Below are 23,134 nucleotides of genomic sequence, written 5' to 3'. Positions count from 1 at the left end.
GGGGTGACAGTTAAGTTTGCCGGTAAGAGGGTGGATAAGTTTGCATAAATAAGCCTCCTTTTTGTTAATGTTTTATAATATTGGAATATTTACTTAAATTTAAATTCCAGATATAACAACGTTAAATTTTTGTGTATGATATTGTATACTATCGAGTTCATTGATATCTGAATATTATGATCTTTGAGAATCCGTATATGATCATTACTGGTATATTGACTACCTTGATCACTATTAAATATCTGTGGAGCTTGATACTTCTTAATGCTTCCTTCAATACATCAGTTACCAATGTCCCGTCCATGCTATTGGACAGTTTATAGCTTAATATGGCTTTGCTATGCCAATCTATAATAGCTGCTAGATACATAAAGCCTCCGTTAGTGCGAATATTTCGACAAGACTCTTACACGCTTGTATCTTTGTTTTTAATTTATAAGTTAACTCTTACTTTAAGGCTACCTGAATGTCCTTGATATTTTTTAGCTAGATTCGCATCATAATTAATACCGTATTCCATCATTTTATGTTTAACCGTAATACCTAAACCTAAATTATAATCTACCCTATTACTTCTATAGTTAATTGTAGGTAGTGGCTCATCTATCCCAGGCAGTCTTGCATCTATTGCCGGGGTTTTGTTCTTTACGGCATAATTAATAAATCCATAAACTTCCGGTGTTATTATTACATTATCTACACTCGCTAAATAGATATCCTGATATGTTCTAAGTCCGGCAACGCCGCTTAGCTTATTATAATTCTTCTTGTGTACGGTTAAATTCTGGAAACTAGTGCCGCTTTCTGCGTAACCCTTATCTCTAATTAATGAACCTATCGCACCTAAGCTTGGCGTAACGTAAATGTTATTGTTTAGATTATAATTATATCCAAGTGATACACTCCCACTATATAAATACGACTTATACTTACTAGATGCTACCTCGCTGCCAAGTATGTTTCTCGCTACAGCTAAATGACGTATCTTCCCGCTTCTGATAGAACTCTCAGCATAAGATATAGTACCATCTACATACCAATCATAATTCGGTATATTATATGCACTATAAAGTGAGAACATATTGGTTCTTACTTTATCTACATTACCTATATTTTGATCCTGCGGTCTTATGTTCGTATATGCATTAGTATATGCAATCCCTAATAAGAGATTATCGGATATTAAACCATCGAATCCTATAGTATTACTATGTCCTCTTGTCTTATAGCTACTGAAATATTCCGATTTGCTACCGCTTACTTTATCCTTACTATGATTTATTGATGATCTTGCCCATACTCCGTACTTGTTTATATCATCATCACCTGCTGCAACAACTGTAGGACTAGTATTTAATAACCTATTATGTATTGCATTCATTGCAACTTTATGGGTATCCGTAAGTGTTTGTTGTAATGCTACGCATATGATCTCACTATTTCTCTCTTTTGGATGATCCAGTATTTTAGATAACATCTCCTCTACTTGCTCCTTACTGAGCAAACCTATATTATTCTTAAACTCCTGTGCTAGACTACCCGGTAATGCATTCTTTAGTTCTTGCATAAATATATTATCTTGCTCAGAGTCAAAAACATAATCATTATCTATTACATTATTCGAATCATCAGATGCATATAAAGTAAGGGATCTTGCATCTAACGTCCATCTTACAAACTTATTCTGCTCTCCACTACTATCAAGTACAATCTGATTCTCAGGATCACTTAACAAGATTATGTTACTGCCATCCTCCGCAAGGATAATATTATATTTAGTATCATCATTTATCTTACTTATATCACTATTAATAAATGCGAGTTTTATTGTTAATTCACTTACATTCGATAAATCTAAGGTGCTACCTGACTCAAGTATTATATTACCTCCCGATAAACTAGACTCATCATAACTACTACTTATCATTAGCTGGTTAGAAAAGCTACTTGTGCCGGATAATGTCAGCGTGTTAGTATCAAGTATAATAGTGCTATTATTAGCACTTATATTACCTTGCATAGATATATTATCTACTACCTCGATGTTTGCATTATCTATATTAATACTACTTGCACTTACATCACCGTTAAAGATAACATTTGAACCACTAGATATAGCTATATTATTACTGCTTGATAATGTTTTATTAAATTTAGTATTGCCGTTTATAACGACATTTCCTTGGCTATTTACGGTATCTGCAAAATATGTACTACCGTTTACCTCTATATTTCCTGTAGTATTTACTGCACCCTGAAACTGAGTAACAGCATTATCCTGATCAAAGTTAATAGTATTGCTACTACTACTTGCAGTAAACGCTGATGTCAATGTGATAAATGATAATGTATTACTACTAGTCTTATTAGCTATAATATTATTACATGTAACATTACCTGCAAACAACGTTTCCCCTGATGTACTAATATCTCCGCTACTATTAATATCACCGTTAAACTTTATATTATTACTACTTGATATATCCCCTACAGGACTAGAGGTAGATCCTATATTACCGTCAATATTAGTACTACCGGCAAAACTTAGATTTAGTGGATCGCCTCCTGTTATATTAATACCGCCTGTAAAGTTTACACTAGATGGAAATGTAATGATGCCGCTTCCACTCCCTTGTAACTCCTCTATAGAATAATCACCGGAAGCAAGAAATGTCACATATCCTGCTCCTGCCTTCATTGTAGATATATTTGATACCACCTCGCCTATAGTGCTACTTCCTAAAAAGTTGAGTGTGCCGCTAGCAGCATCAGTGCTACTTATACTACCACTGATGTTAACATTGTCTGCTACATTAATAATGCCATCATTACCCTGAAAATCAATACTACCGTTTATATCACCATTAGCATTATATTGTGTACTGTTATGAAAGATAATATTTGCGTCCACCACTCCCAAATCAATCTTACTAAGGTCTAATCCTATACTCTCTACTTGTATCTCAGGTCTTATATCAAACTCCGCATCTCCATCACTTGATAGAGTAAGCTGCTTTAATCTATGCTCTGCTGTTCCAATAGTAACAGTCTCATCGCCGTTATTATCTATTGTTAGCTTCTTATCTCCTTTAGAGTATAGAGTGAGTACTCCGTATTTATCCTGGCTTGGCACTATAGACGTATCAAGCGTTATAGTGCGGTCCTCATCTTCTGATGTATTTACAAGTGCTAGTACTGAATCTTCATTCCTGTATATGATATTATCTGCATTCATACTGAAATCTTCGTCTCTAGCATCTAAAATATATTGCCCAGCTCCCTCACTATTTCCTATATTGATACTATCTATTGATGCAGATGCTGCACTATAATCTGTTAAGTATGCACCATCATTTATATTTAGGTTTAATACATTAGCATCTACACTTGCCTCAAAAATAACATTCCCACTAATATCTATAGCACCTAACTTATGAGCATCTGTACCAAGTGATGCATTATTACTTAAGGTAATTGTTAGATTATAACCATTACCGTCTAATAAAATCTCGCCACCGCCATTATTGCTTCCTGCTATGCTACTTACAAAATTTATCGTCTGATCTTGTGGAGCAGATAATATAAGTTGGGCATTGTTATCCGTGAAGTTAATACTTCCATTTGCTGTGCTAATCAATGATAAGTTGGCTTCATTACTCTCTATAGAAAGAATACCGTTCTCTCCTATATTAATAGTCTTAATCTCTCCTATCCCTTTGTCCGTAACACGTAATTTAGCGTCAACCTCTAATAAAGCACTGCTTGCATTACTTATTGTCCCTCCTAATGTGTACCAATTATCACCACTATTACCGTTAAAAATCAAACTTGCGGCATTACCCGCAAAATCTATATCTCCCGTTATTCCGTTACTTGCTATTAAAGTACCATCGCTACTAAAGCTAACTGCAGCTGTTATTAAATCTGTTGCAGTAATGGGACCTAGCCCTCCAATGCTTACATTAGCTGCATACAACTTGCCTATACTTGCCGCTGTAGCCTGATTTAAGTTTACTTGCTTTAACTTCTTATCTGATGCCCCTATTACTCCTACATCACCACTACCTATCTTAATAGTGCCTGTATTATCTGTAGCTGTTGTAATGCTGCCATCTACTCCCTTATCTGCTACTAAACTACCGTCACTACTAAATAATACATCACCTGTTAGTAAACCGGATGCTGTAACTACAGCACCTGCATTTGCTACCTCATACGTTGTAGCACTCGCTGCCGGAATAGTAATAGCCCCTGCTCCACTAAACTTTAAAGCCGTTAGGGCTTTTGTAGCTCCTATTGTTCCTGTTACTGTTCCCGCACCTAAAAACTCTAATGTTCCTGCTACCGCAGTACTGCTATCCACATTGCCTGTTATCGTCTGAGCATCTGCTAATTGCAGAACTCCATCATTACCCACAAAATCTACATTACCTGTTATCCCTTTACTTGCTACTAAACTACCGTCACTACTAAATAGTACATTGCCTGTTAGTAAACCGGATGCTGTAACTACAGCACCTGCATTTGCTACCTCATAAGTCGCGACATTAGCTGCCGGAATAGTAATAGCCCCTGCTCCACTAAACTTTAAAGCCGTTAGGGCTTTTGTAGCTCCTATTGTTCCTGTTACTGTTCCCGCACCTAAAAACTCTAATGTTCCTGCTACCGCAGTACTGCTATCCACATTCCCTGTGATCGTCTGAGCATCTGCTAATTGCAGAACTCCATCATTACCCGCAAAATCTACATTACCTGTTATCCCTTTACTTGCTACTAAACTACCGTCACTACTAAATAGTACATTGCCTGTTAGTAAGCTGGATGCCGTAACTACAGCACCTGCATTTGCTACCTCATAAGTCGTGACATTAGCTGCCGGAATAGTAATAGCCCCTGCTCCACTAAACTTTAAAGCCGTTAGGGCTTTTGTAGCTCCTATTGTTCCTGTTACTGTTCCCGCACCTAAAAACTCTAATGTTCCTGCTACCGCAGTACTGCTATCCACATTGCCTGTTATCGTCTGAGCATCGGCTAATTGCAGAACTCCATCATTACCCGCAAAATCTACATTACCTGTTATCCCTTTACTTGCTACTAAACTACCGTCACTACTAAATAGTACATTGCCTGTTAGTAAGCTGGATGCTGTAACTACAGCACCTGCATTTGCTACCTCATAAGTCGCGACATTAGCTGCCGGAATAGTAATAGCCCCTGCTCCACTAAACTTTAAAGCCGTTAGGGCTTTTGTAGCTCCTATTGTTCCTGTTACTGTTCCCGCACCTAAAAACTCTAATGTTCCTGCTACCGCAGTACTGCTATCCACATTGCCTGTTATCGTCTGAGCATCGGCTAATTGCAGAACTCCATCATTACCCGCAAAATCTACATTACCTGTTATCCCTTTACTTGCTACTAAACTACCGTCACTACTAAATAGTACATTGCCTGTTAGTAAGCTGGATGCTGTAACTACAGCACCTGCATTTGCTACCTCATAGGTCGCGACATTAGCTGCCGGAATAGTAATAGCCCCTGCTCCACTAAACTTTAAAGCCGTTAGGGCTTTTGTAGCTCCTATTGTTCCTGTTACTGTTCCCGCACCTAAAAACTCTAATGTTCCTGCTACCGCAGTACTACTATCCACATTGCCTGTTATCGTCTGAGCATCTGCTAATTGCAGAACTCCATCATTACCCGCAAAATCTACATTACCTGTTATCCCTTTACTTGCTACTAAACTACCGTCACTACTAAATAGTACATTGCCTGTTAGTAAGCTGGATGCTGTAACTACAGCACCTGCATTTGCTACCTCATAAGTCGCGACATTAGCTGCCGGAATAGTAATAGCCCCTGCTCCACTAAACTTTAAAGCCGTTAGGGCTTTTGTAGCTCCTATTGTTCCTGTTACTGTTCCCGCACCTAAAAACTCTAATGTTCCTGCTACCGCAGTACTGCTATCCACATTGCCTGTTATCGTCTGAGCATCTGCTAATTGCAGAACTCCATCATTACCCGCAAAATCTACATTACCTGTTATCCCTTTACTTGCTACTAAACTACCGTCACTACTAAATAGTACATTGCCTGTTAGTAAGCTGGATGCTGTAACTACAGCACCTGCATTTGCTACCTCATAAGTCGCGACATTAGCTGCCGGAATAGTAATAGCCCCTGCTCCACTAAACTTTAAAGCCGTTAGGGCTTTTGTAGCTCCTATTGTTCCTGTTACTGTTCCCGCAACTAAAAACTCTAATGTTCCTGCTACCGCAGTACTGCTATCCACATTGCCTGTTATCGTCTGAGCATCTGCTAATTGCAGAACTCCATCATTACCCGCAAAATCTACATTACCTGTTATCCCTTTACTTGCTACTAAACTACCGTCACTACTAAATAGTACATTGCCTGTTAGTAAGCTGGATGCTGTAACTACAGCATCTGCATTTGCTACCTCATAAGTCGTGACATTAGCTGCCGGAATAGTAATAGCCCCTGCCCCGCTAAACTTTAAAGCCGTTAGGGCATTTGTAGCTCCTATTGTGCCTGTTACCGTTCCCGTACCTAAAAACTCTAATGTTCCTGCTACCGCAGTACTGCTATCCACATTGCCTGTTATCGTCTGAGCATCTGCTAATTGCAGAACTCCATCATTACCCGCAAAATCTACATTACCTGTTATCCCTTTACTTGCTACTAAACTACCGTCACTACTAAATAGTACATTGCCTGTTAGTAAGCTGGATGCTGTAACTACAGCATCTGCATTTGCTACCTCATAAGTCGTGACATTAGCTGCCGGAATAGTAATAGCCCCTGCCCCGCTAAACTTTAAAGCCGTTAGGGCATTTGTAGCTCCTATTGTGCCTGTTACCGTTCCCGTACCTAAAAACTCTAATGTTCCTGCTGAAGCATTAGTGCTATCCACATTGCCTGTTATCGTCTGAGCATCTGCTAATTGCAGAACTCCATCATTACCCGCAAAATCTACATTACCCGTTATCCCATTATCTGCAGTTAAAGTGCCGACTGCCGCATAATTCACTGCTGCCGTGATTACTCCCGTTGCCGTTATGTCCGCTCCTGCATTATTAATCGTTAGTGTCGTTGCATCAACGCTTGTTATATTACTTACACCGTTAAACAGTACCTGCTTTAATATATTACCGCCATTCGTACCTATCGCTCCGGTTACATTTCCCGCCACAACCGTAAGCGTCCCGGTATTAGTCGTAGCTGTTGTTACTTTACCTGCTATTCCGTTATCTGCTACTAAACTACCATCACTACTAAATAGCACATTTCCTGCTAAAGTATTATATGCTGTAAATATCCTATCCGACGTGCCACTATTTGTTAAAACTAGTACTGCACCACTGTCACCAAAATTAATAGAAGCATTATTATCTAATAAATCTATATCACCATTTACTGCATCAATAGTAAAACTTTTACCGTTTGCTATATTTATGGTATTTATAGTTAAAACACTTGGCATATTAGTTTGAACATCGTTATTTATATTTAATACTGCATTATTAACATTAGATACCAGGCTAGGATTAAATATGGTATTATCCCCACTTAAGGTTAATATGCCTGAATCACTGAAATTAAATGGTGATGTTAAATTCATATCAGAACCCGATAAAGTCAATGCTTTGCCTGCAGCAATGTTGAATATGCCATTAGAACCAATACTAGTGATACTTGGATGCACTATAGTGATGTCATCATTTATATTCATCGTAACATTCAATTCTTCAGATGCTATCTGGAATTCTGAATCTAATGTAATAGGAGCTTCAAGATTAAATGTACTTTTACCTATAAAGTGGATTAATTGGATACCACTATAATTATTTTGTATAGGGTTATCGTCCTCACCAGCATTACCATTTAGAGTCCACACCTGTCCTGCATCAGACATTGAACCACCAGCATAGATTATTTGCACACTGTTCCCCACGCCATATATAGAACCAATATTTATCACATTAGACTTAGTGCCGTTCATAGAGTCATTACCCAAAAAAGGTAAAGATTGGTTTAATCGTATTGCTTGTACATTAACTGTTGCTGCCGCAAGAATTAATGGTGATACGCCTGCAGTATCTACTTCTACAGTATCCCCATCGTTAAAACCGTTTTGCCATCCTTGCGAAAAATCGTCACTTATTGTCGCATACGATATCATAGTACTAATACCTGCTGCAACGCTTCTTGGCATAAGAATTAAACAAAAAAAGATTATATTATATAGATACTTAATCATATTTATACGCTCTATAAGGTTCTGTCGCATCTGTGACACCTGTCTAGGATTTTCACTAAAACCTAAGATTTCAGACGTTATGATGCCATTAGCATTTTAAAATTCTCGAAAGTAGATACAAGCTCATTAGCTCCTACTATTTGTCCTTTTTGAATCATACGAATATTTTCTATACCAGCAATAGTAATCTTAGTACTACGAAAACTCTTAAAACCCAGCATTGGCTTAGTTCGTTTTTTAATAAATCTATGATCTTGCTCTATCAGATTGTTTAGATATTTATTTTGGAGTATTTTTATCCTTTGTCTCTCAGGTAGTTTTTTATTAAAGTCAGTGAGAGCAGAAGTATTACTACCACTTTTATCATATATGTTTCATCCATTCTCCAGCTATTTCCTACTGGCTTCTTACGTTTCCTAACCTCTTGATCTATCAAAGGAGAGAACTTAATTAACCATCTTTGAAGAGTTGCGTGATCTATTTTAGCTCCTCTGATACTTGCCCTATCCTCTAATTCTCTATAACTTAATGAAAATCTACACTTCATATACACAAATAACATTATTATTTCAGGTGATGAGCAAAATCCTTTAAAATGTCTCAAGTGTCTTGGCGATATTTGGAATACCATACTGCTATTTTTTTAGCTCCATATACCACATATCATCATACTTGCCAATAGATGCGACAGAACCGCCCTTCTGCATTAAGTAGTTCATAACGCTTATACCATTTACGCAAAGTAAAACGTGAAATACCATAATGCGTACATACATTACCTGCATGATTTAACTGCTTATATAGCTTAATCTATAATGGACAAAAAAATCAAGACAAAAAAATCATGAGTTTAGTTGGTAATTTTGTTAAAAATTAGGGTGATTTAAGTTTTGTCTCAGTAAGTATACTTTAAGAGACGCATAAAACTCTTGTCTTAATTATGTATCTTTGTATTATTATCATAATCTCTAAGATATTATTAGATATATAGCCAAGCCGCTATAAAATAGTTACAGCGGCATCGTCAAGTTAAGTAAATTAGTGTCAAAAAGAGCTATATTTTTAGATTTTAGGCAGCAAGAAGTCTTTGAGTAGCTTCGTCCCAAATGGATTTAGCGGATGCAAATGCGATTCTTTGCTCAGGTGCTGTTTTAGTATATCTTCCAACATTTATGGCAAATATATTTCTGACTTTGCCCATCAGTGATAATATACATTGTGCTGAATTAGGATGCTTGAATTTAATTAATATTTTTTCCTTTCGTCGAGTTGGCTGATGAGCATTCTCAACACGGTTATTTAGTCTCTTATGGGTACGATGCTCAGTTTTAGGACACATAAGTTTAATCGGTTTAATGTAACTCCTGAGCTTATCAGTAACAATTACTCTTGGAGCTGGATAATTACCCAATAATTTTGATAAAAAGCGAATAGGTGTTCTGACGTAGAATCTCTTTTTTTTCCGGAAAAATTGTAAAAAAAATGTTTGGATAAGTTATTGAGAGTTTAATTTTCAGGTATTAGTAAATATTGACAATAATAAGAATAAGATTATTATTCAGGTACAGAAAATTCTGCTGTTTAACAAGTTTATTTTTTTGCATCTTTGGGCTGTTGGAGTCAAATATGCATTTACCGAAATTCATAAAGAAGAGTTGTAAGGGTATTAATAATTAAGATCGATATTTTCCAATATTTGCTTTATATTTATGGAATGATTTTTATTTTGAAACGTATATTGACCAAGAAAGTGAATATGATGATGCCAAGCAACGGGTGATATTTTTTTAATCATTGTTAGAAATCTTTTATTATTGGCAAGGTTTTCGTATTTCTCAAGAACTCCGGAGAGAATAATGGAGTTGTAGTAAATAATTGCTAGAGCAACAAGTCTACCGCATTGATTGCTAATTTCTATATCAATATCTGTTTTACCGTATAATTGTTTCTTACCGCCAACCTTTGAAATAGCAGTTCGTAATTGGTGATATGATTCAATTCTATTCTGCGATTTACGGACAATTTTCTGTAATTGGATATCCATCATATATTTAAGGGTATAAATACTTCTCACTAATTTGTCGTATTCAAATACGGCTTTACGCAAGCTGTTTTCCGGCGGTAAATGACATAATTTTTTAATTAAGTTAGCTTGATTCATCTCTTTAAGTGCTAAGGTAGCAACCAGTTGATCAATACTATTTTTTTGTTCGATAAATCACTTGAAGGTTGATCTGAGCAATGGGTTTAATCAAGCAATTGGTATATTCTTTAATATCATCGCCGCAATAAAGATTTTTTAGTTGATCATTAAGGTTGGTGAATCTTGGGTTTAATGCTACTCCGAACCACTTCATGATAGCAAAGTTTGCTTTATTTATAACATGCATATCACCGGTAATTACCTCCGGAATAATTTCTGAGGTATTATTGTACCAAATATCAAAGGCAAAATAACTTTCATGTTCATGTGTACCGATAAGTTCACATTGCAAAGGCATATGATTTGCAAGTATAGTGTAGGCACTAACACCTTGACCATCTCTTAAATACTTACGTGAATAACGTGCTTTTATATTAGGGGTATCCAATTCAAATTTTTGACCGTCAACACTACTATAAATTAATTCCAAATCTAAAGAGTAATATGGAAAAATCTTAAGCTTTGAAATCGTGTTGCTCATTATGTCAGTTGCTTCTTTCAATGTTGATAACCGTAAATATTGTTGGTATGTTGTTTCAAGTGAACGGTAAGAAATATCGCTAATTTGAGACATTTTATAATTGCCGTGGTTAAAAGCTTGAGCAAGAATCGTAGCTATTAATCTATCTTTATTATTTGACTCTTGTTTAGCATAACGTGGTTGTAAGGGAATAAAGGCTGATAAAAAGTTACAATCATCATTTACAAAGTTCAATACGTCACTGATATCGCAAACCGGCAATTGTCTAAAAAATTTATTTTGTAATTTTTCATCTTTACTAGCTTTAATTTTATTCCAGCAAAGTTTCTTCTTTTTTATATTGTATTTTAAGTGCGTAAACTTATCCTGTTTTAGATTTTTATTAAAAAGTAACCAAAGTCCGTGTAGTTCCTTTGTTAAATTATCTAATTGTTGATTAATTGGTTGTTGTAACCACGGGATATTTAATTTGTTTAAGATTTCTTCTTTTTGATTTATCACTACCAATTCATGATTAAAACAACGGTGATTGAGGCTATTTTCGATATAAAGCCCTCCTGTACTAATCTGTTTATTAATTTGGCAATAAACCCAATATTCATAACGATTACTATTAATAATTTTATTCTCTTCAGTATTACTCGCTAAAAGGTAACGTTGTAAATATTTTGGAATAGTGTCGTTTGGGCATTCATTAAAAGGTCTATCGGAAAGTTTTTGATTATTGGTAAATACTTAGTGTAGCCAGTTAGCGGATTTAAGCCATGGGTTATTTGTTAATTCACTGGAAAAACTGAGCTTCATAAAGAGTGATCGTAAACTTTTTCTGTAGCTTTTTTGAGCTTTATCAATTTCTTGCCATTTAAACTCTTTTTTACGATATGGCTTATTAAGCATATTTTGCCCAAGAGCTTGAATATTTTCTTTGGGCATAATTTTAAAAGCACAGTTACGAACATTACCAAATAAAGTTACATCGTCAAATTGTTCATCTACATAAAGCAATGGCGTTGTTGCATGGCTGTTGTAAAGATGATTAGGAGTTTGTAAAAAAGGAAGAAAAAGAGAAGAGAGATTGAAAGAGTATAAAAGAGGTTGAAAGAGTAGAGTAGTTGCGCTATTAAGAAAGTATGATGAAAAAGTACAGACAACAGCGCAACTGGTCGTTATATAACCAGAAATTAAAGAAAATAGCAAGAATAGAATTTTTTATTTCCGAAGAGGCAATCGAAGGATGGCATTATAGAGGATATCGGAAGCCTGGAGGTAAAGTAATATATAGCAAGCATGTAATAGAGTTATGCTTGTTAATGAAAGAATTTTATAAGCTAGCTTATAGGCAAACGGAAGGATTTGTAGAGTCAGTGTTAGAGAAGCTGGAAGTAAAATTAGCAATACCCGACTATACGACACTATCAAGAAGAGCTGGGAGTCTAAAGGTAAAAATACGAGACAAGAAGCAGCTAATAAATAGTAGAAAAGAAAGTATAACGGTAGCAATAGATTCAACAGGATTATCATTATATTGGTCGAGCGAATGGAGAAGGTTGAAACATAAAGAGAAGAAGCCAGGCTATGAGAAATGGCGGAAGCTGCATGTAGCAATTAATGTAGAAACCGGTGAGATATTAGAAGGGAAATATACAAAATCAACGGTTAATGATTGTGTAGAACTAGCGTCTCTTTTAGAAGCAATAGAAGAAGATATAACGGCAGTATGTGGGGATATGGCATATGATAGTGTGGACTGTCGGAAGGCAATTAAGCAATCAGGAGCAAGGCAGCTGATACCTCCAAAAAGAACAGCTAGAATATCTAGTAAGAATCGAAATATTAAGAAGGAAGATAGAGAAAAATTACAGGAAAGAGATGAAGCAATTAATTACATAAATTATAATAGTATAAACGGAGACAAGAGCCTTGCTCGCAAGTCTTGGAAGGAGAAAAGCAGTTATCATGCTCGCTCGTTGGTGGAGACTACGATGTGGCAAATCAAGAGTCATTGCCGCGATCGTTTAACCAATAAACGTGAAGATAGTAGGGCAACTCAGGCTAAAATTAAGTGCAAAGTTATCAATTTTATTAACGCCGCTTAACTTTTAGCGCCTCTTCCTTAACGAAGAGACTACTCTACTTGCGAGCCATGCAACAAAGCCCCGCCTACGCGGGAATGACATAATGGGGTGTAGGAATGACATCGAAAATTCGAGCCACGCAACAAAGCCCGCAGGCGGGAATCCAGGCTTTCTAGCTTTGTCATGCTGAACTTGTTTCAGCATCCTTTTAGTAGATCCTGAAATAAATTCAGGATGACTTTTTTGTTTTTTCTGGATTCCCGCCTTTAGCTAGAATGACATCGAAAATTTGAGCCATGCAACAACGCCGATCCACGCGGGCAATGCCTACCATGAAGTCAAGCTTCAGTAGACATCTTCAATATTTATCAAATCACTTATTTAATAATTCTAACATAGTTTTACCGATATCGGCGGGCGATCTGGTAATAGTCACGCCGGCACTTTGTAGAGCTTCCAGCTTATCCTCGGCAGAACCTTTACCGCCGGAAATAATAGCACCTGCATGCCCCATTTTTTTACCGGGCGGGGCGGTAATGCCGGCGATGAAACTTACTATCGGTTTTTTTATTTTTGAATGTTTAATAAATTCAGCAGCTTTTTCTTCATCATCGCCGCCAATTTCACCGATTATAATAATTGATTTTGTTTCTTCGTCTCTTAAAAACATTTCAATACAATCAACGAAATTAGTACCGTTAACCGGATCGCCGCCGATCCCTACACAAGTTGACTGACCTAACCCCACCTCGGTAGTTTGCGCGACCGCCTCGTAAGTTAAAGTACCGGACTTTGAAATAACCCCGACTGAACCTTTTTTATGGATATGACCCGGCATAATACCGATTTTACACTCACTAGGGGTAATCACACCGGGACAGTTAGGTCCGATTAATCTAGTTTTAGAACCGATAAGCACCCGCTTAACCTTCACCATATCAAGCACCGGTATCCCTTCGGTAATACATACGACAATTTCAATGCCCGCCTCTATCGCCTCTAATATAGAATCGGCGGCATAAAGCGGCGGTACATAGATAACGCTGGCATTAGCTCCTGTTTTTGCCTTTGCTTCATGGACGGTATTATATACGGGCAGGTCAAGGTGAGTATGCCCGCCTTTGCCGGGAGTTACCCCTCCGACCATTTTTGTCCCGTAGATTATTGCTTGCTCGGAGTGAAAGGTTCCTTGTGAACCGGTAAATCCTTGACAGATTACTCTAGTATTTTTATTGATTAATATTGCCATTTTTAATATGCCATTTTAAAAAAATTATTATGTGTTTATACTGCTCGTAAATGAAGAGTTTGTCATACCGTAGTCAAGCCGACCTTGTTGCATGGCTCGAATTTTTGCAAAGTGTTTCGGTGTCATGCCGTGGCTTGACCACGGCATCCAGTCTTTTTATTAAGGTTTTTCTGGATACCGTGGTCAAGCCACGGTATGACACCGTACTTATAATAACCATAATACGGTAAATTATTAGCCATGCAACAACGCCGGTCACGCCACGGGGTGACACTTCCAACTCTACCTTATCGCTTCAACAATTTTACTTGCCGCATCCGCTAAGTCATGTGCGGGGATTATCTCTAAACCGGAATTAGATAAAATATCTTTTCCCTTTTCAACATTAGTGCCGGCAAGACGAACTACTAGCGGAACTTTTATACCGATCTCTTTAGCAGCGGCAATAATGCCTTCGGCTATAATGTCACAACGCATAATACCGCCGAAAATATTTACTAAAATACCTTGTACGGCTTTATCCGATAAAATAATTTTAAAAGCCTCTTTAACTCGTTCACGGTCAGCCCCGCCCCCGACATCAAGAAAATTTGCCGGCGTTGCACCGTAAAGCTTAATAATATCCATAGTAGCCATAGCAAGACCTGCCCCGTTTACCATACAACCGATATTCCCGTGCATCTTCACGTAGCTAAGTCCGGCATTTGAAGCTCTAGTCTCTAATGGGTCTTCTTCATCGTTATCACGCATAAATAGAATATTTGGATGCTTAAATAAAGCATTATCGTCAAAAGTAATTTTTGCATCTAAAGCAAGCAAATCCCCGTCTGTCGTGACTATTAAAGGATTAATCTCAATTTGCGCCGCATCGTTATCTATAAAAGCATTATAAATTGCTTCAATGATTTTCTTCATTTGTTTCACTTGATCATCTTTAAACCCTAATTCATAAGCAATGCCTCGCGTATGAAATGCTTGCAAACCTGTTGCCGGATCGACAAAAAACTTAATTATTTTTTCAGGGGTTTTATCAGCCACCTCTTCAATATCAACACCGCCTTCGGAAGAAGCTATAAACGCGATGCGGCTACTCGATCTATCAAACACGACGCTAAAATAATATTCTTTAAAAATATTCTTTCCTGATTCGATATAGAGGCGGTTAACCTTTTGTCCTTCCGGTCCCGTTTGGTGAGTTACTAAATTAATGCCGAACATATCATGCGCCACTTTTTTAGCTTCTTCTTTACTTTTTACAACTTTAACTCCCCCTGCTTTTCCTCTTCCGCCCGCATGTATTTGAGCTTTAACAACATATACGTCAGTATTTAAGCTATCAATAGCCGCATTAATATCTTGCGTTTTTGTGATTACTACACCGGTAGAGGTAGGCACTCCGTATTTTCTTAAAATTTCTTTTGCCTGATATTCATGAATATTCATATTTTACAATTTCTCTGAAGGATTAATTAGTAAATAGTATAATAATTTATCTTTAATCTGTAAAGATTTTATAGAGGATACTTCTCAATGTAATATTTATCCTTATCGCGTAAATCAAGAATTTTATAATTTTGATTAAATAACTTATTCGCTTTGTTTAAAGCATCGATATATTTTAAGGCTTCTTCAGTTCCTGATTCAGACATTTTAACTGTAATATTCCCCTCAAGATTTAAGTCCCATCTTCTATCTCCGCAGCGTACGGCAGACAAGGATTTAGTCATTAGAGCAGGATATTTTTTTAACTCCTCCACCAATTTACTAGCGTAAATATTGGCGCCATTGCCGACCACATGTAATAAATGCGGGAAGGGTTCGATATTTTTAGTAATTTCATAACCTTCTTCATCAATTAGAAAAAGCTGTCTATTAATTTGCCAAATGGCAATAGGCTCGCGTTCAAATAATTTGATATAGACGGTATTCGGTAACCGCCTACCGACATATACGTCTTTAATCCATTTATTATTTTTTAAATTATTTCTAATTTCATTTAAGTTAAGGGCAAAAATAGGAGTATTCTTATCGGCATTTAAAACTTTTAATATATTAGATTCTAAAACATTTTGTTGCCCTTCTATTACGACATTTTCAAGCCTAAACCCCATATTTGCCGTCGATTCATAAATATTTTGAGCTATTTTAAGTTTGGTAGAAGCAAAATATTTTGTAAAAAAAAACAAAGCTATAAAAATAATTAGCGCAATTTTAACAATAAATATTATTCTAGTATAGACTAATCCAATCTTTCTACGAAGTGAGATATTAGTTTTTTTTACCTTATTTTTTTTGTTAGAGTTTTGTTTTTTTCTCATGAGTCAAAGCTTGCCGTCTTTAAAATTTCTTCAATTAAAGTTGTAAAATTTATGCCGTGATAGGTCGCTATTTCCGGTACGATCGATAAAGGCGTCATACCGGGATGGGTATTTATCTCAAGAACGATTAATTTATTTGTATGTTCTTCTAAAATAAACTCAACTCTTGCTACTCCTCTGCAATTCATGGTTTTATAGATTTTTTCAGATTCCGCAAGTAATTTATTATATAAATCAGGATATAGCGGAGCGGGGCATAAATGTTGCGCTAACCCTTCCGTATATTTTGTTTCGTAATCATAAAAACGATGCTTTAAAAGTTTAATTTCCAAAACTCCCAAGGCTTTGCCGTTTAAAACCGCTACTTGCAACTCACGCCCTTTTATATATTTTTCTATCATTATCTCATCACCGTAAGGAAAATCATAATCGGCAAAGTCAAAATCATCATCCTCAAATATTACTTCAACGCCAATACTTGAGCCTTGTGTAAGGGGTTTGATTACATACGGTCGCTCTACTGGATCAGTCTTAATATTATCGGCTTTATTTACGATAATGCTCTCCGCCATAGCAATATTATTTGCCGTAAACCAAGCACGTGAATGTATTTTATTAAATGCTAAAGCAGAGGTAAGCATGCCGCTATGCGTATATGGAATCCGCATAATATTAAGTAATCCGGGCAAACAACCGTCTTCGCCGTATGTGCCGTGTAAGCAGTTAAAAACGATATCGGGCTTTATCTCTAAAAGCTTTACGGCAACATCTGCCCCCATATCTATAAAAGTAACTTTATAACCGGCTTCTAAAAGTGCTTTGCTAACACCCTCTGCCGACACCAGCGATACCTCTCTTTCGGCAGACATACCGCCGGCAACTATAGCAATATGTTTTTTACCGCTACTGCTTAATATTTCAATTTTAGAATTCTCTACCCAACATGTTTGATATTTATGCATGATTATTTTCTTATTTTTTACTTAAGAGCTACTCCGATGTCATACCGTGGCTTGTCTCCGACGGCATGGATCGAATTTTTGTAAAGCGTTCGATGTCACCCCGTGGCTTGCTAACTAAGTCCAGTCTTTTATTATTAAGATCTTCTGGATTCCGTGAATAAATCACGGAATGACAGAAGAAATATCAAAGCCTAGCAACAAAGCCAGCTTGTCCACGGGATTCAGAAAAATTATAAAACAATTTCTTCATATAAATCATGCCACTCTGGATTTTTAGATTCAATTAAATTTAGTTTCCACTGTCTTTTATATTCTTTTAATAATTTTTCACGATTAATTGCAGCTATAATATCGTCATATTGCTCAAAATAAACTAATTTATTTATGTTATACTTAGAAGAAAAACCCTTAATTACTTTATGCTTATGTTCATAAATACGTTTTATAATATTTGAAGTAACTCCAATATATAATGTACCATTACGTTTACTAGCTAATATATATAAATAATACTGTTTCATTATATTATTAAATTTTCTGGATACCGTGGACAAGCCCACTACTGTACGAACGTTGAAAAAAGGCTGTGTCATGCCGTGACTTGATCACGGCATCCAGGAAAATAAAGCCATATTAGACTTATTTTAGAATCTTTTTATGGCATTATAAGCTGGATTCCGTGGTCGTAGCCACGGAATGACAGAATTTTTACCTCTTTATTTAAACGTTCGTACAGTAGTGGGACAAGCCACGGTATGACGCTGAAGACTTTTCTCAAACCATACCAGCAAGATCATAATTACCTAAGCATATTTCCCTATCCGTTTAATTTCCCACTCTAATTTTACGCCGCTATCTTCAAATACTTTTTGTTGTACCAAATTCCCTAAATCTTCGAGTTCCTTAGCAGTTGCGTTACCGTGATTTATCATAAAATTACAATGAAGTTCTGAAATAGAAGCATCGCCTATTCTATACCCCCTAAGACCTGACTTGTCAATAAGTTGCCAAGCTTTCATAAAATGTTGAGTTGTCATACCGGGGCTTGACCCCGGTATCCGGTCTTCTTTTTTCCGGACCCAGTTAGCAAGCCACGGGGTGACATTATTAATTTGTTTGCTCGTAGGATTAGCAAAACTACTCCCACCGGTGCGTTCTTTTATCGGCTGAGTTTGTGATCTTGCGTTATTTATTTCATTCATTCGCTTTGTTATATCTTCTTCGCTACCTGCTTTAGTTTTAAAAATAGCTTTAGTTATAACTATATCTTTCGGTAAATTGTTACCACGATATTTAAAACCTATTTCCTCATTAGAAAAAGTTAAAGATTTTCCGAAAAAATCAACTGCCTCTATTTCTATTATGATATCTTTAAATTCGGTGTTATAAGAGCCGGCATTCATCGCTACGCCGCCGCCGATAGTACCGGGGATACCTACTAAAAACTCAAAACCGCTAATTAAATTAGCCTGACAAAATTTAGCAAGATTATAGTTAAGGCAGCCGCTACCGACCGCAAGGTGATTATCTTTAGTAAGCTCGATATTAGTAAAATTTTGTCCAAGCTTTATTACGTAGCCTTCTATCCCGCCGTCTCTAATAATTATATTGGAACCCGCGCCCAAAATCGTTACCGATAATTCTTGGTTATTTTGCTGTAAAAAACTTATTAAATCATCAATGTCGGCGGGCTTAAAAAATATCTCGGCATTGCCGCCTACTTTAAACCAAGTCAAATGTTTTAAATTATAATCTCTTCTATACTCACCTCGAATTTTAGGTAGTTTCATAAAAAGCACCGAGAGATGTCATTTCCGCGAATACATTGTTGCGTGGATACCCTAAACGTCATTGCGAGGAGGCATTTATGCCGACGTGGCAATCCAGTTAAATATATTTTTATACTAAACTTGTTTAATATTCTAATTAAATCCCTCATTATATTCAGGATAGCCTGGATTGCCACGCCGCTTGCAGCGGCTCGCAATGACGGGTTTTTTATTAATTTTCGATCCACGCAACAACGCTTCGCGGGAATGACATCGGATATGAAATCTATAATATCAAGCATATTATCAATCCGTATCTTTCAATTTTAGATCGTTAGCCCACGCCGAAATATTACCGGCCCCCATCATTATTATCATGTCGCCCGGGCGTGCATGATCTTTAATAATTTGAACTATATTTTGCGGATAAGGTATAAAGCTTGCTTGAGTGTGATGGTTATTTTTTGTTATTTGTTCAACTAAATCCTTGCCGGTTATGCCGTCTATCGGAGCTTCGCCGGCTTCGTATATATCGGTAATATAAAGCATCTCGGCATCGTTAAAACAGATCATAAAGTCATTAAATAAATACTGTACTCTTGAGTATCTATGCGGCTGAAAAATAGCAATCACTTTGCCGTTTTGCTTATCGGCAATATTTTTAGCAGTAGCAAGCGTTGCTTTAACTTCTTCGGGATGATGAGCGTAATCATCGATGATAGAAGCATTATTATATTCGGCGACTTTCGTAAATCTTCGTTTTACTCCTTTGAAATTACTAAAACCGTTTTTGATAACTTTGATACCGAAATCTAGCTCTACTCCGACTGCAACGGCAGCTAAACTATTTAAAATATTATGTCTTCCTGGCGTTGGAATAGTAATTCGCTCAATAATCGTAACGCCGCTTACAGTCGGTAATTTAATTCTGATATCAAAAGTAGAAGAAGCAATATCAGTACTTATATTAAAAGCCTTGATATGTGCATCATCTGAATCTATACCGTAAGTAACAACTTTACGTTCAGTAACGGTACTAATTAATTCTCTTACTATTTTATGGTCAATACAAACGACGGCAAAGCCGTAAAAAGGTAAATTAGTAATAAAACTTCTAAAAGCATTAATTAGCGTAGCAAAATCTTGATAATAATCTAAATGTTCGGGATCAATATTGGTTATTACCGCAATAGTTGAGGGTATATTAATAAAAGTAGCATCCGATTCATCGGCTTCCGCAATTAGATAATCTCCGGAACCAAGATAGGCATTTGTCGATCTATTATTAATAATACCGCCGTTAATTACCGTAGGGCATAAGCCGGCTGCTTCAAATAAACACGCCGTAAGGGAAGTAGTCGTCGTTTTTCCGTGCGAGCCGGAAACTGCTACCGAGCATTTTAACCTCATTAATTCGGCAAGCATTTCGGCACGCCTAATGATCGGAATTTTTCTTTGCAGAGCTTCTTGCACTTCCGGATTATTTTTATTAATTGCCGAGGATATCACTACATACGAAACATTAGTAATATTTTGAGCGTGATGACCTAAGAATATTTTAATGCCGTTTGACTCTAATCTTTTGGTATTATAGTTCTCCGATAAATCAGAGCCTTGTACCTTGTAACCGAGATTATGCAGTATCTCGGCGATGCCGCTCATGCCAACGCCGCCGATACCTATAAAATGGATAGTTTCAAGAATTTGTTTAGTTCTTTTTAATTCAAGTAAAAGCATTTAATTATTTAATATAAAATTTTAAGAATAAGTCTTTTTGCATATAGGTTTTTGCGGTTGATGTCAAGCGGCGTTGTCATACCGTGGCTTGTACCTGTGTTGTTGCATGGCTCTTAAAAAGCGGTTAATGTCATTCCTGCGAAAGCAGGAATCCAGTAAAACATATAAAAAACTTGTTTTTTTATATGTTTATTTTATCAAATATATAATTTTTGTACCAATATTAAGGTTATTTTTTTCTGGATTCCTGCTTTCGCAGGAATGACATCGAGGCTATACACCAGTGCCGCATCGCAATGACGATTCACTTCTTAATATCCTTAACCCTATCAAATGTTGCTTCCGAAAAGAAATTTCCTTGCATGCCGCCAACTTTTAAATTAATCAAAAATTGAGCTATTTCACCGTTTTCAACAAATTCCGCTACTGTTTTTATTCCTAAATCGTCTGAAATCTTAATTAATTTTTCAACAAAATACTGACTTTGTACATCACTTATAATATTACGTACATATTTACCGTCAATTTTTATAATATCAATCGGTAAATTTTGCAGTTGTTTAAAAGAAGTAAAACCGGAGCCGAAATCATCTAAAGCAAATTTACAACCGAATTTACGTAATTTATTAATAAATAACGTTATTTTTTCATAATTTTCATTAAAAGAAGTTTCGGTAATTTCAATAATTAAGCGACCATGTACATCATAAGTTTGTAGTAAATTTTCGGCAAGCTCCCATAAAGCCTCATCTGTCGTACCCATATTTGAAATATTAACCGTAAGAATTAACTCAGGATTTTTAACTAATTCTTGAATTGTCATCTCAAGCACAATTTGATCAATTACAAAAATTAATCCTTTATTTTCTGCAATAGGAATTATCGGACCGACGGAAATATAATTATTGTTTTCATTAGGTATTCGGAGTAAACATTCATAATAATGAATTTTCATAGTAAGCCGGTCAATAATCGGCTGATAGGCAAATATCATGGTTTTTTTAGCTAAGGCTTGCCGTAATAAATTAAGCTGAATATTCGATTTTTTGATATCTTCTAAATCATAATCAATAAGGTTATATTCACGGTAATAATATTCACCGTTTTGGGAAGAACCGTTTTGGGAGGAAAGAAGCATATTTAAAATATCTTTAATTTCCTCGGCATTACTGTTTATTTGAGGAAATTGAACGCTTGCAATATAGCAGTTCATGTAAATAGCGGGCTGTTCTGAATCGGTATAAAGCTGAGAAAGTAAATATAGTTTTCTAGCAAAATTTTTAATTAAATGCGAATCTTGCGTTTTTAAGATAAATAATATCTTATCTTTTTTAATTTTTTTATAGCTAAGTGCTATATCAAGCTTCATGCTTACTCGATCAATAATTTGATTAAGTTCCTCAATTATCGGATAATGATCTTTTCTTATTGCTTTAATTTCATAATAATTGGCTAATTTACAAGATAAACATGTACCTTTTTTTAAATTATCAATTTCTGACTGGAAAATTTCTAGTTCGGTCATTAATTTTATCATGTTTATTTTAGTAATATAATATGATAATATGAGATTTATATAATGAATAATAGAGAAATATGACTCGAATAGATCGGATAAAAGAAAAATTAAGTGCGCTAAAACCACATTTCTGTGAAATAATAGATGAAAGCCATAAACATGCCGGTCATAAATACGGTGGCATTGAAAGTCATTTTAAAGTACAAATTTCTACAAATTTATTTGTCGGTAAAAGTTTAATAGCAAAACACCGTATAATTAACAATCTTCTTGCAGATGAGCTAGCAAACGGCTTACACGCTTTATCAATAGAGACATTATGAAAACAAATAATATTCTAAAAGTAATGATAGGTGCCGGCAGCATAGCACAAAAAGTTACTAATAATATAGTAGAGAAAAGTCATAACTTAATTGAAGATAAAATATTAAGAGGTAATTATGTCACTAGAGAAGAATTTGAGAAGCTGCAAATTTTAGTAATAAAATTACAAAAAGAATTAGCAGAATTAAGAAAAGATTAAAAAGCGGCATTCTCGATGTC

General features: G+C 36.0%; 21 protein-coding genes and 3 pseudogenes. 3 read left to right on the top strand and 21 right to left on the bottom strand.

All coding sequences use genetic code 11. The features are described 5' to 3' along the window. Positions 1–155 precede the first annotated feature (155 nt). The 8 genes and pseudogenes from AAGD64_RS04825 to AAGD64_RS04790 form a co-directional block, all read right to left on the bottom strand. Positions 156–391: pseudogene (locus tag AAGD64_RS04825) on the bottom strand (transposase); the annotation flags it as partial. Between the two features lie 42 nt (positions 392–433). Then, entirely contained in the window at positions 434–8,308 is a 7,875-nt protein-coding gene (locus AAGD64_RS04820; RefSeq protein WP_341794073.1) for a hypothetical protein, read from the bottom strand. 47 nt (positions 8,309–8,355) lie between these two features. After that, a pseudogene (locus AAGD64_RS04815) lies at positions 8,356–8,909 on the bottom strand (IS6 family transposase). 35 nt (positions 8,910–8,944) lie between these two features. Beyond that, positions 8,945–9,088: a helix-turn-helix domain-containing protein gene (locus AAGD64_RS04810; protein WP_341794162.1), complete on the bottom strand. Its 144-nt coding sequence runs from the start codon at positions 9,086–9,088 to the stop codon at positions 8,945–8,947. A gap of 259 nt (positions 9,089–9,347) precedes the next feature. Next, positions 9,348–9,710: a DDE-type integrase/transposase/recombinase gene (locus tag AAGD64_RS04805; protein WP_410526088.1), complete on the bottom strand. Its 363-nt coding sequence runs from the start codon at positions 9,708–9,710 to the stop codon at positions 9,348–9,350. Positions 9,711–9,944: 234 nt separating this feature from the next. Then, positions 9,945–10,439, bottom strand: a complete 495-nt coding sequence (locus tag AAGD64_RS04800) for a Tn3 family transposase (protein WP_341794071.1) — start codon at positions 10,437–10,439, stop codon at positions 9,945–9,947. 37 nt (positions 10,440–10,476) lie between these two features. Continuing rightward, on the bottom strand, positions 10,477–11,463 hold the full coding sequence (locus tag AAGD64_RS04795; protein ID WP_341794070.1) for a Tn3 family transposase: 987 nt from the start codon (positions 11,461–11,463) through the stop codon (positions 10,477–10,479). A gap of 234 nt (positions 11,464–11,697) precedes the next feature. Then, a complete protein-coding gene (locus tag AAGD64_RS04790; RefSeq protein WP_341794069.1) occupies positions 11,698–11,967 on the bottom strand; it encodes a hypothetical protein in 270 nt (89 codons plus the stop codon). A gap of 125 nt (positions 11,968–12,092) precedes the next feature. On the opposite strand from AAGD64_RS04790, the gene AAGD64_RS04785 reads away from it, so the two are divergent. Continuing rightward, positions 12,093–13,058: an IS5 family transposase gene (locus AAGD64_RS04785; RefSeq protein ID WP_341794068.1), complete on the top strand. Its 966-nt coding sequence runs from the start codon at positions 12,093–12,095 to the stop codon at positions 13,056–13,058. A gap of 29 nt (positions 13,059–13,087) precedes the next feature. Here AAGD64_RS04785 and AAGD64_RS04780 read toward each other — a convergent pair whose 3' ends face one another. The 13 genes and pseudogenes from AAGD64_RS04780 to AAGD64_RS04720 all read right to left on the bottom strand — a co-directional run bounded on the left by AAGD64_RS04780 (position 13,088) and on the right by AAGD64_RS04720 (position 22,597). Next, positions 13,088–13,222: a hypothetical protein gene (locus AAGD64_RS04780; RefSeq protein WP_341794067.1), complete on the bottom strand. Its 135-nt coding sequence runs from the start codon at positions 13,220–13,222 to the stop codon at positions 13,088–13,090. Between the two features lie 188 nt (positions 13,223–13,410). Beyond that, entirely contained in the window at positions 13,411–14,286 is an 876-nt protein-coding gene (gene sucD, locus AAGD64_RS04775; protein WP_341794066.1) for a succinate--CoA ligase subunit alpha, read from the bottom strand. 73 nt (positions 14,287–14,359) lie between these two features. Continuing rightward, positions 14,360–14,566 carry a palindromic element RPE4 domain-containing protein gene (locus AAGD64_RS04770; protein WP_410526084.1) on the bottom strand — a complete coding sequence of 69 codons (207 nt, stop codon included), beginning with the start codon at positions 14,564–14,566 and terminating at the stop codon, positions 14,360–14,362. 2 nt (positions 14,567–14,568) lie between these two features. Further along, positions 14,569–15,729 carry an ADP-forming succinate--CoA ligase subunit beta gene (gene sucC, locus AAGD64_RS04765; RefSeq protein WP_253307715.1) on the bottom strand — a complete coding sequence of 387 codons (1,161 nt, stop codon included), beginning with the start codon at positions 15,727–15,729 and terminating at the stop codon, positions 14,569–14,571. Between the two features lie 68 nt (positions 15,730–15,797). Further along, positions 15,798–16,604 (bottom strand): cell division protein FtsQ/DivIB, encoded by an 807-nt coding sequence (locus AAGD64_RS04760; RefSeq protein ID WP_253307716.1) that lies wholly within the window; start codon positions 16,602–16,604, stop codon positions 15,798–15,800. Continuing rightward, positions 16,601–17,566, bottom strand: a complete 966-nt coding sequence (locus AAGD64_RS04755) for a D-alanine--D-alanine ligase (RefSeq protein WP_341794065.1) — start codon at positions 17,564–17,566, stop codon at positions 16,601–16,603. Before AAGD64_RS04755 ends, AAGD64_RS04760 begins: the two co-directional genes overlap by 4 nt. A gap of 28 nt (positions 17,567–17,594) precedes the next feature. Then, a complete protein-coding gene (locus tag AAGD64_RS04750; protein WP_341794064.1) occupies positions 17,595–17,732 on the bottom strand; it encodes a hypothetical protein in 138 nt (45 codons plus the stop codon). A 64-nt stretch (positions 17,733–17,796) separates the two neighbouring features. Beyond that, positions 17,797–18,087 carry a GIY-YIG nuclease family protein gene (locus tag AAGD64_RS04745; protein ID WP_341794160.1) on the bottom strand — a complete coding sequence of 97 codons (291 nt, stop codon included), beginning with the start codon at positions 18,085–18,087 and terminating at the stop codon, positions 17,797–17,799. Between the two features lie 134 nt (positions 18,088–18,221). Continuing rightward, entirely contained in the window at positions 18,222–18,344 is a 123-nt protein-coding gene (locus tag AAGD64_RS04740; protein ID WP_341794063.1) for a hypothetical protein, read from the bottom strand. 25 nt (positions 18,345–18,369) lie between these two features. Continuing rightward, positions 18,370–19,350 (bottom strand): annotated as a pseudogene (gene murB / locus AAGD64_RS04735) (UDP-N-acetylmuramate dehydrogenase); the annotation flags it as partial. 2 nt (positions 19,351–19,352) lie between these two features. Continuing rightward, complete coding sequence (locus AAGD64_RS04730; protein WP_341794061.1) at positions 19,353–19,637, bottom strand: hypothetical protein; 285 nt, start codon at positions 19,635–19,637, stop codon at positions 19,353–19,355. 4 nt (positions 19,638–19,641) lie between these two features. Continuing rightward, positions 19,642–21,072, bottom strand: coding sequence for a UDP-N-acetylmuramate--L-alanine ligase (gene murC / locus AAGD64_RS04725; protein WP_341794060.1), 1,431 nt, complete (start codon positions 21,070–21,072; stop codon positions 19,642–19,644). 304 nt (positions 21,073–21,376) lie between these two features. Continuing rightward, the gene (locus AAGD64_RS04720) at positions 21,377–22,597 is read right to left on the bottom strand and encodes an EAL domain-containing protein (protein WP_410526083.1); all 1,221 of its coding nucleotides are present in this window, start codon (positions 22,595–22,597) and stop codon (positions 21,377–21,379) included. 71 nt (positions 22,598–22,668) lie between these two features. On the opposite strand from AAGD64_RS04720, the gene AAGD64_RS04715 reads away from it, so the two are divergent. Together AAGD64_RS04715 and AAGD64_RS04710 are read left to right on the top strand one after the other, a co-directional pair. Further along, positions 22,669–22,914: a BolA family protein gene (locus AAGD64_RS04715; protein WP_253307720.1), complete on the top strand. Its 246-nt coding sequence runs from the start codon at positions 22,669–22,671 to the stop codon at positions 22,912–22,914. Next, positions 22,911–23,114 carry a hypothetical protein gene (locus AAGD64_RS04710; RefSeq protein WP_341794059.1) on the top strand — a complete coding sequence of 68 codons (204 nt, stop codon included), beginning with the start codon at positions 22,911–22,913 and terminating at the stop codon, positions 23,112–23,114. Before AAGD64_RS04715 ends, AAGD64_RS04710 begins: the two co-directional genes overlap by 4 nt. The last annotated feature ends 20 nt before the right edge of the window (positions 23,115–23,134 follow it).

Origin of the sequence: Rickettsia endosymbiont of Ceutorhynchus obstrictus (assembly GCF_964026565.1) — a bacterium.
Classification (GTDB): domain Bacteria; phylum Pseudomonadota; class Alphaproteobacteria; order Rickettsiales; family Rickettsiaceae; genus Rickettsia.
This window is presented reverse-complemented; position numbering and strand designations above follow the sequence as displayed.

Excerpts from the sequence above, each read along its gene's own strand:
- AAGD64_RS04820 (WP_341794073.1), bottom strand. The coding sequence starts at position 8,308 with ATGCGACAGAACCTTATAGAGCGTATAAATATGATTAAGTATCTATAT.
- AAGD64_RS04800 (WP_341794071.1), bottom strand. The coding sequence starts at position 10,439 with ATGAATCAAGCTAACTTAATTAAAAAATTATGTCATTTACCGCCGGAA.
- AAGD64_RS04785 (WP_341794068.1), top strand. The coding sequence starts at position 12,093 with ATGATGAAAAAGTACAGACAACAGCGCAACTGGTCGTTATATAACCAG.
- AAGD64_RS04780 (WP_341794067.1), bottom strand. The coding sequence starts at position 13,222 with ATGACAAAGCTAGAAAGCCTGGATTCCCGCCTGCGGGCTTTGTTGCGT.
- sucD (WP_341794066.1), bottom strand. The coding sequence starts at position 14,286 with ATGGCAATATTAATCAATAAAAATACTAGAGTAATCTGTCAAGGATTT.
- sucC (WP_253307715.1), bottom strand. The coding sequence starts at position 15,729 with ATGAATATTCATGAATATCAGGCAAAAGAAATTTTAAGAAAATACGGA.
- AAGD64_RS04760 (WP_253307716.1), bottom strand. The coding sequence starts at position 16,604 with ATGAGAAAAAAACAAAACTCTAACAAAAAAAATAAGGTAAAAAAAACT.
- AAGD64_RS04755 (WP_341794065.1), bottom strand. The coding sequence starts at position 17,566 with ATGCATAAATATCAAACATGTTGGGTAGAGAATTCTAAAATTGAAATA.
- AAGD64_RS04745 (WP_341794160.1), bottom strand. The coding sequence starts at position 18,087 with ATGAAACAGTATTATTTATATATATTAGCTAGTAAACGTAATGGTACA.
- AAGD64_RS04730 (WP_341794061.1), bottom strand. The coding sequence starts at position 19,637 with ATGCTTGATATTATAGATTTCATATCCGATGTCATTCCCGCGAAGCGT.
- murC (WP_341794060.1), bottom strand. The coding sequence starts at position 21,072 with ATGCTTTTACTTGAATTAAAAAGAACTAAACAAATTCTTGAAACTATC.
- AAGD64_RS04720 (WP_410526083.1), bottom strand. The coding sequence starts at position 22,597 with ATGACCGAACTAGAAATTTTCCAGTCAGAAATTGATAATTTAAAAAAA.
- AAGD64_RS04715 (WP_253307720.1), top strand. The coding sequence starts at position 22,669 with ATGACTCGAATAGATCGGATAAAAGAAAAATTAAGTGCGCTAAAACCA.
- AAGD64_RS04710 (WP_341794059.1), top strand. The coding sequence starts at position 22,911 with ATGAAAACAAATAATATTCTAAAAGTAATGATAGGTGCCGGCAGCATA.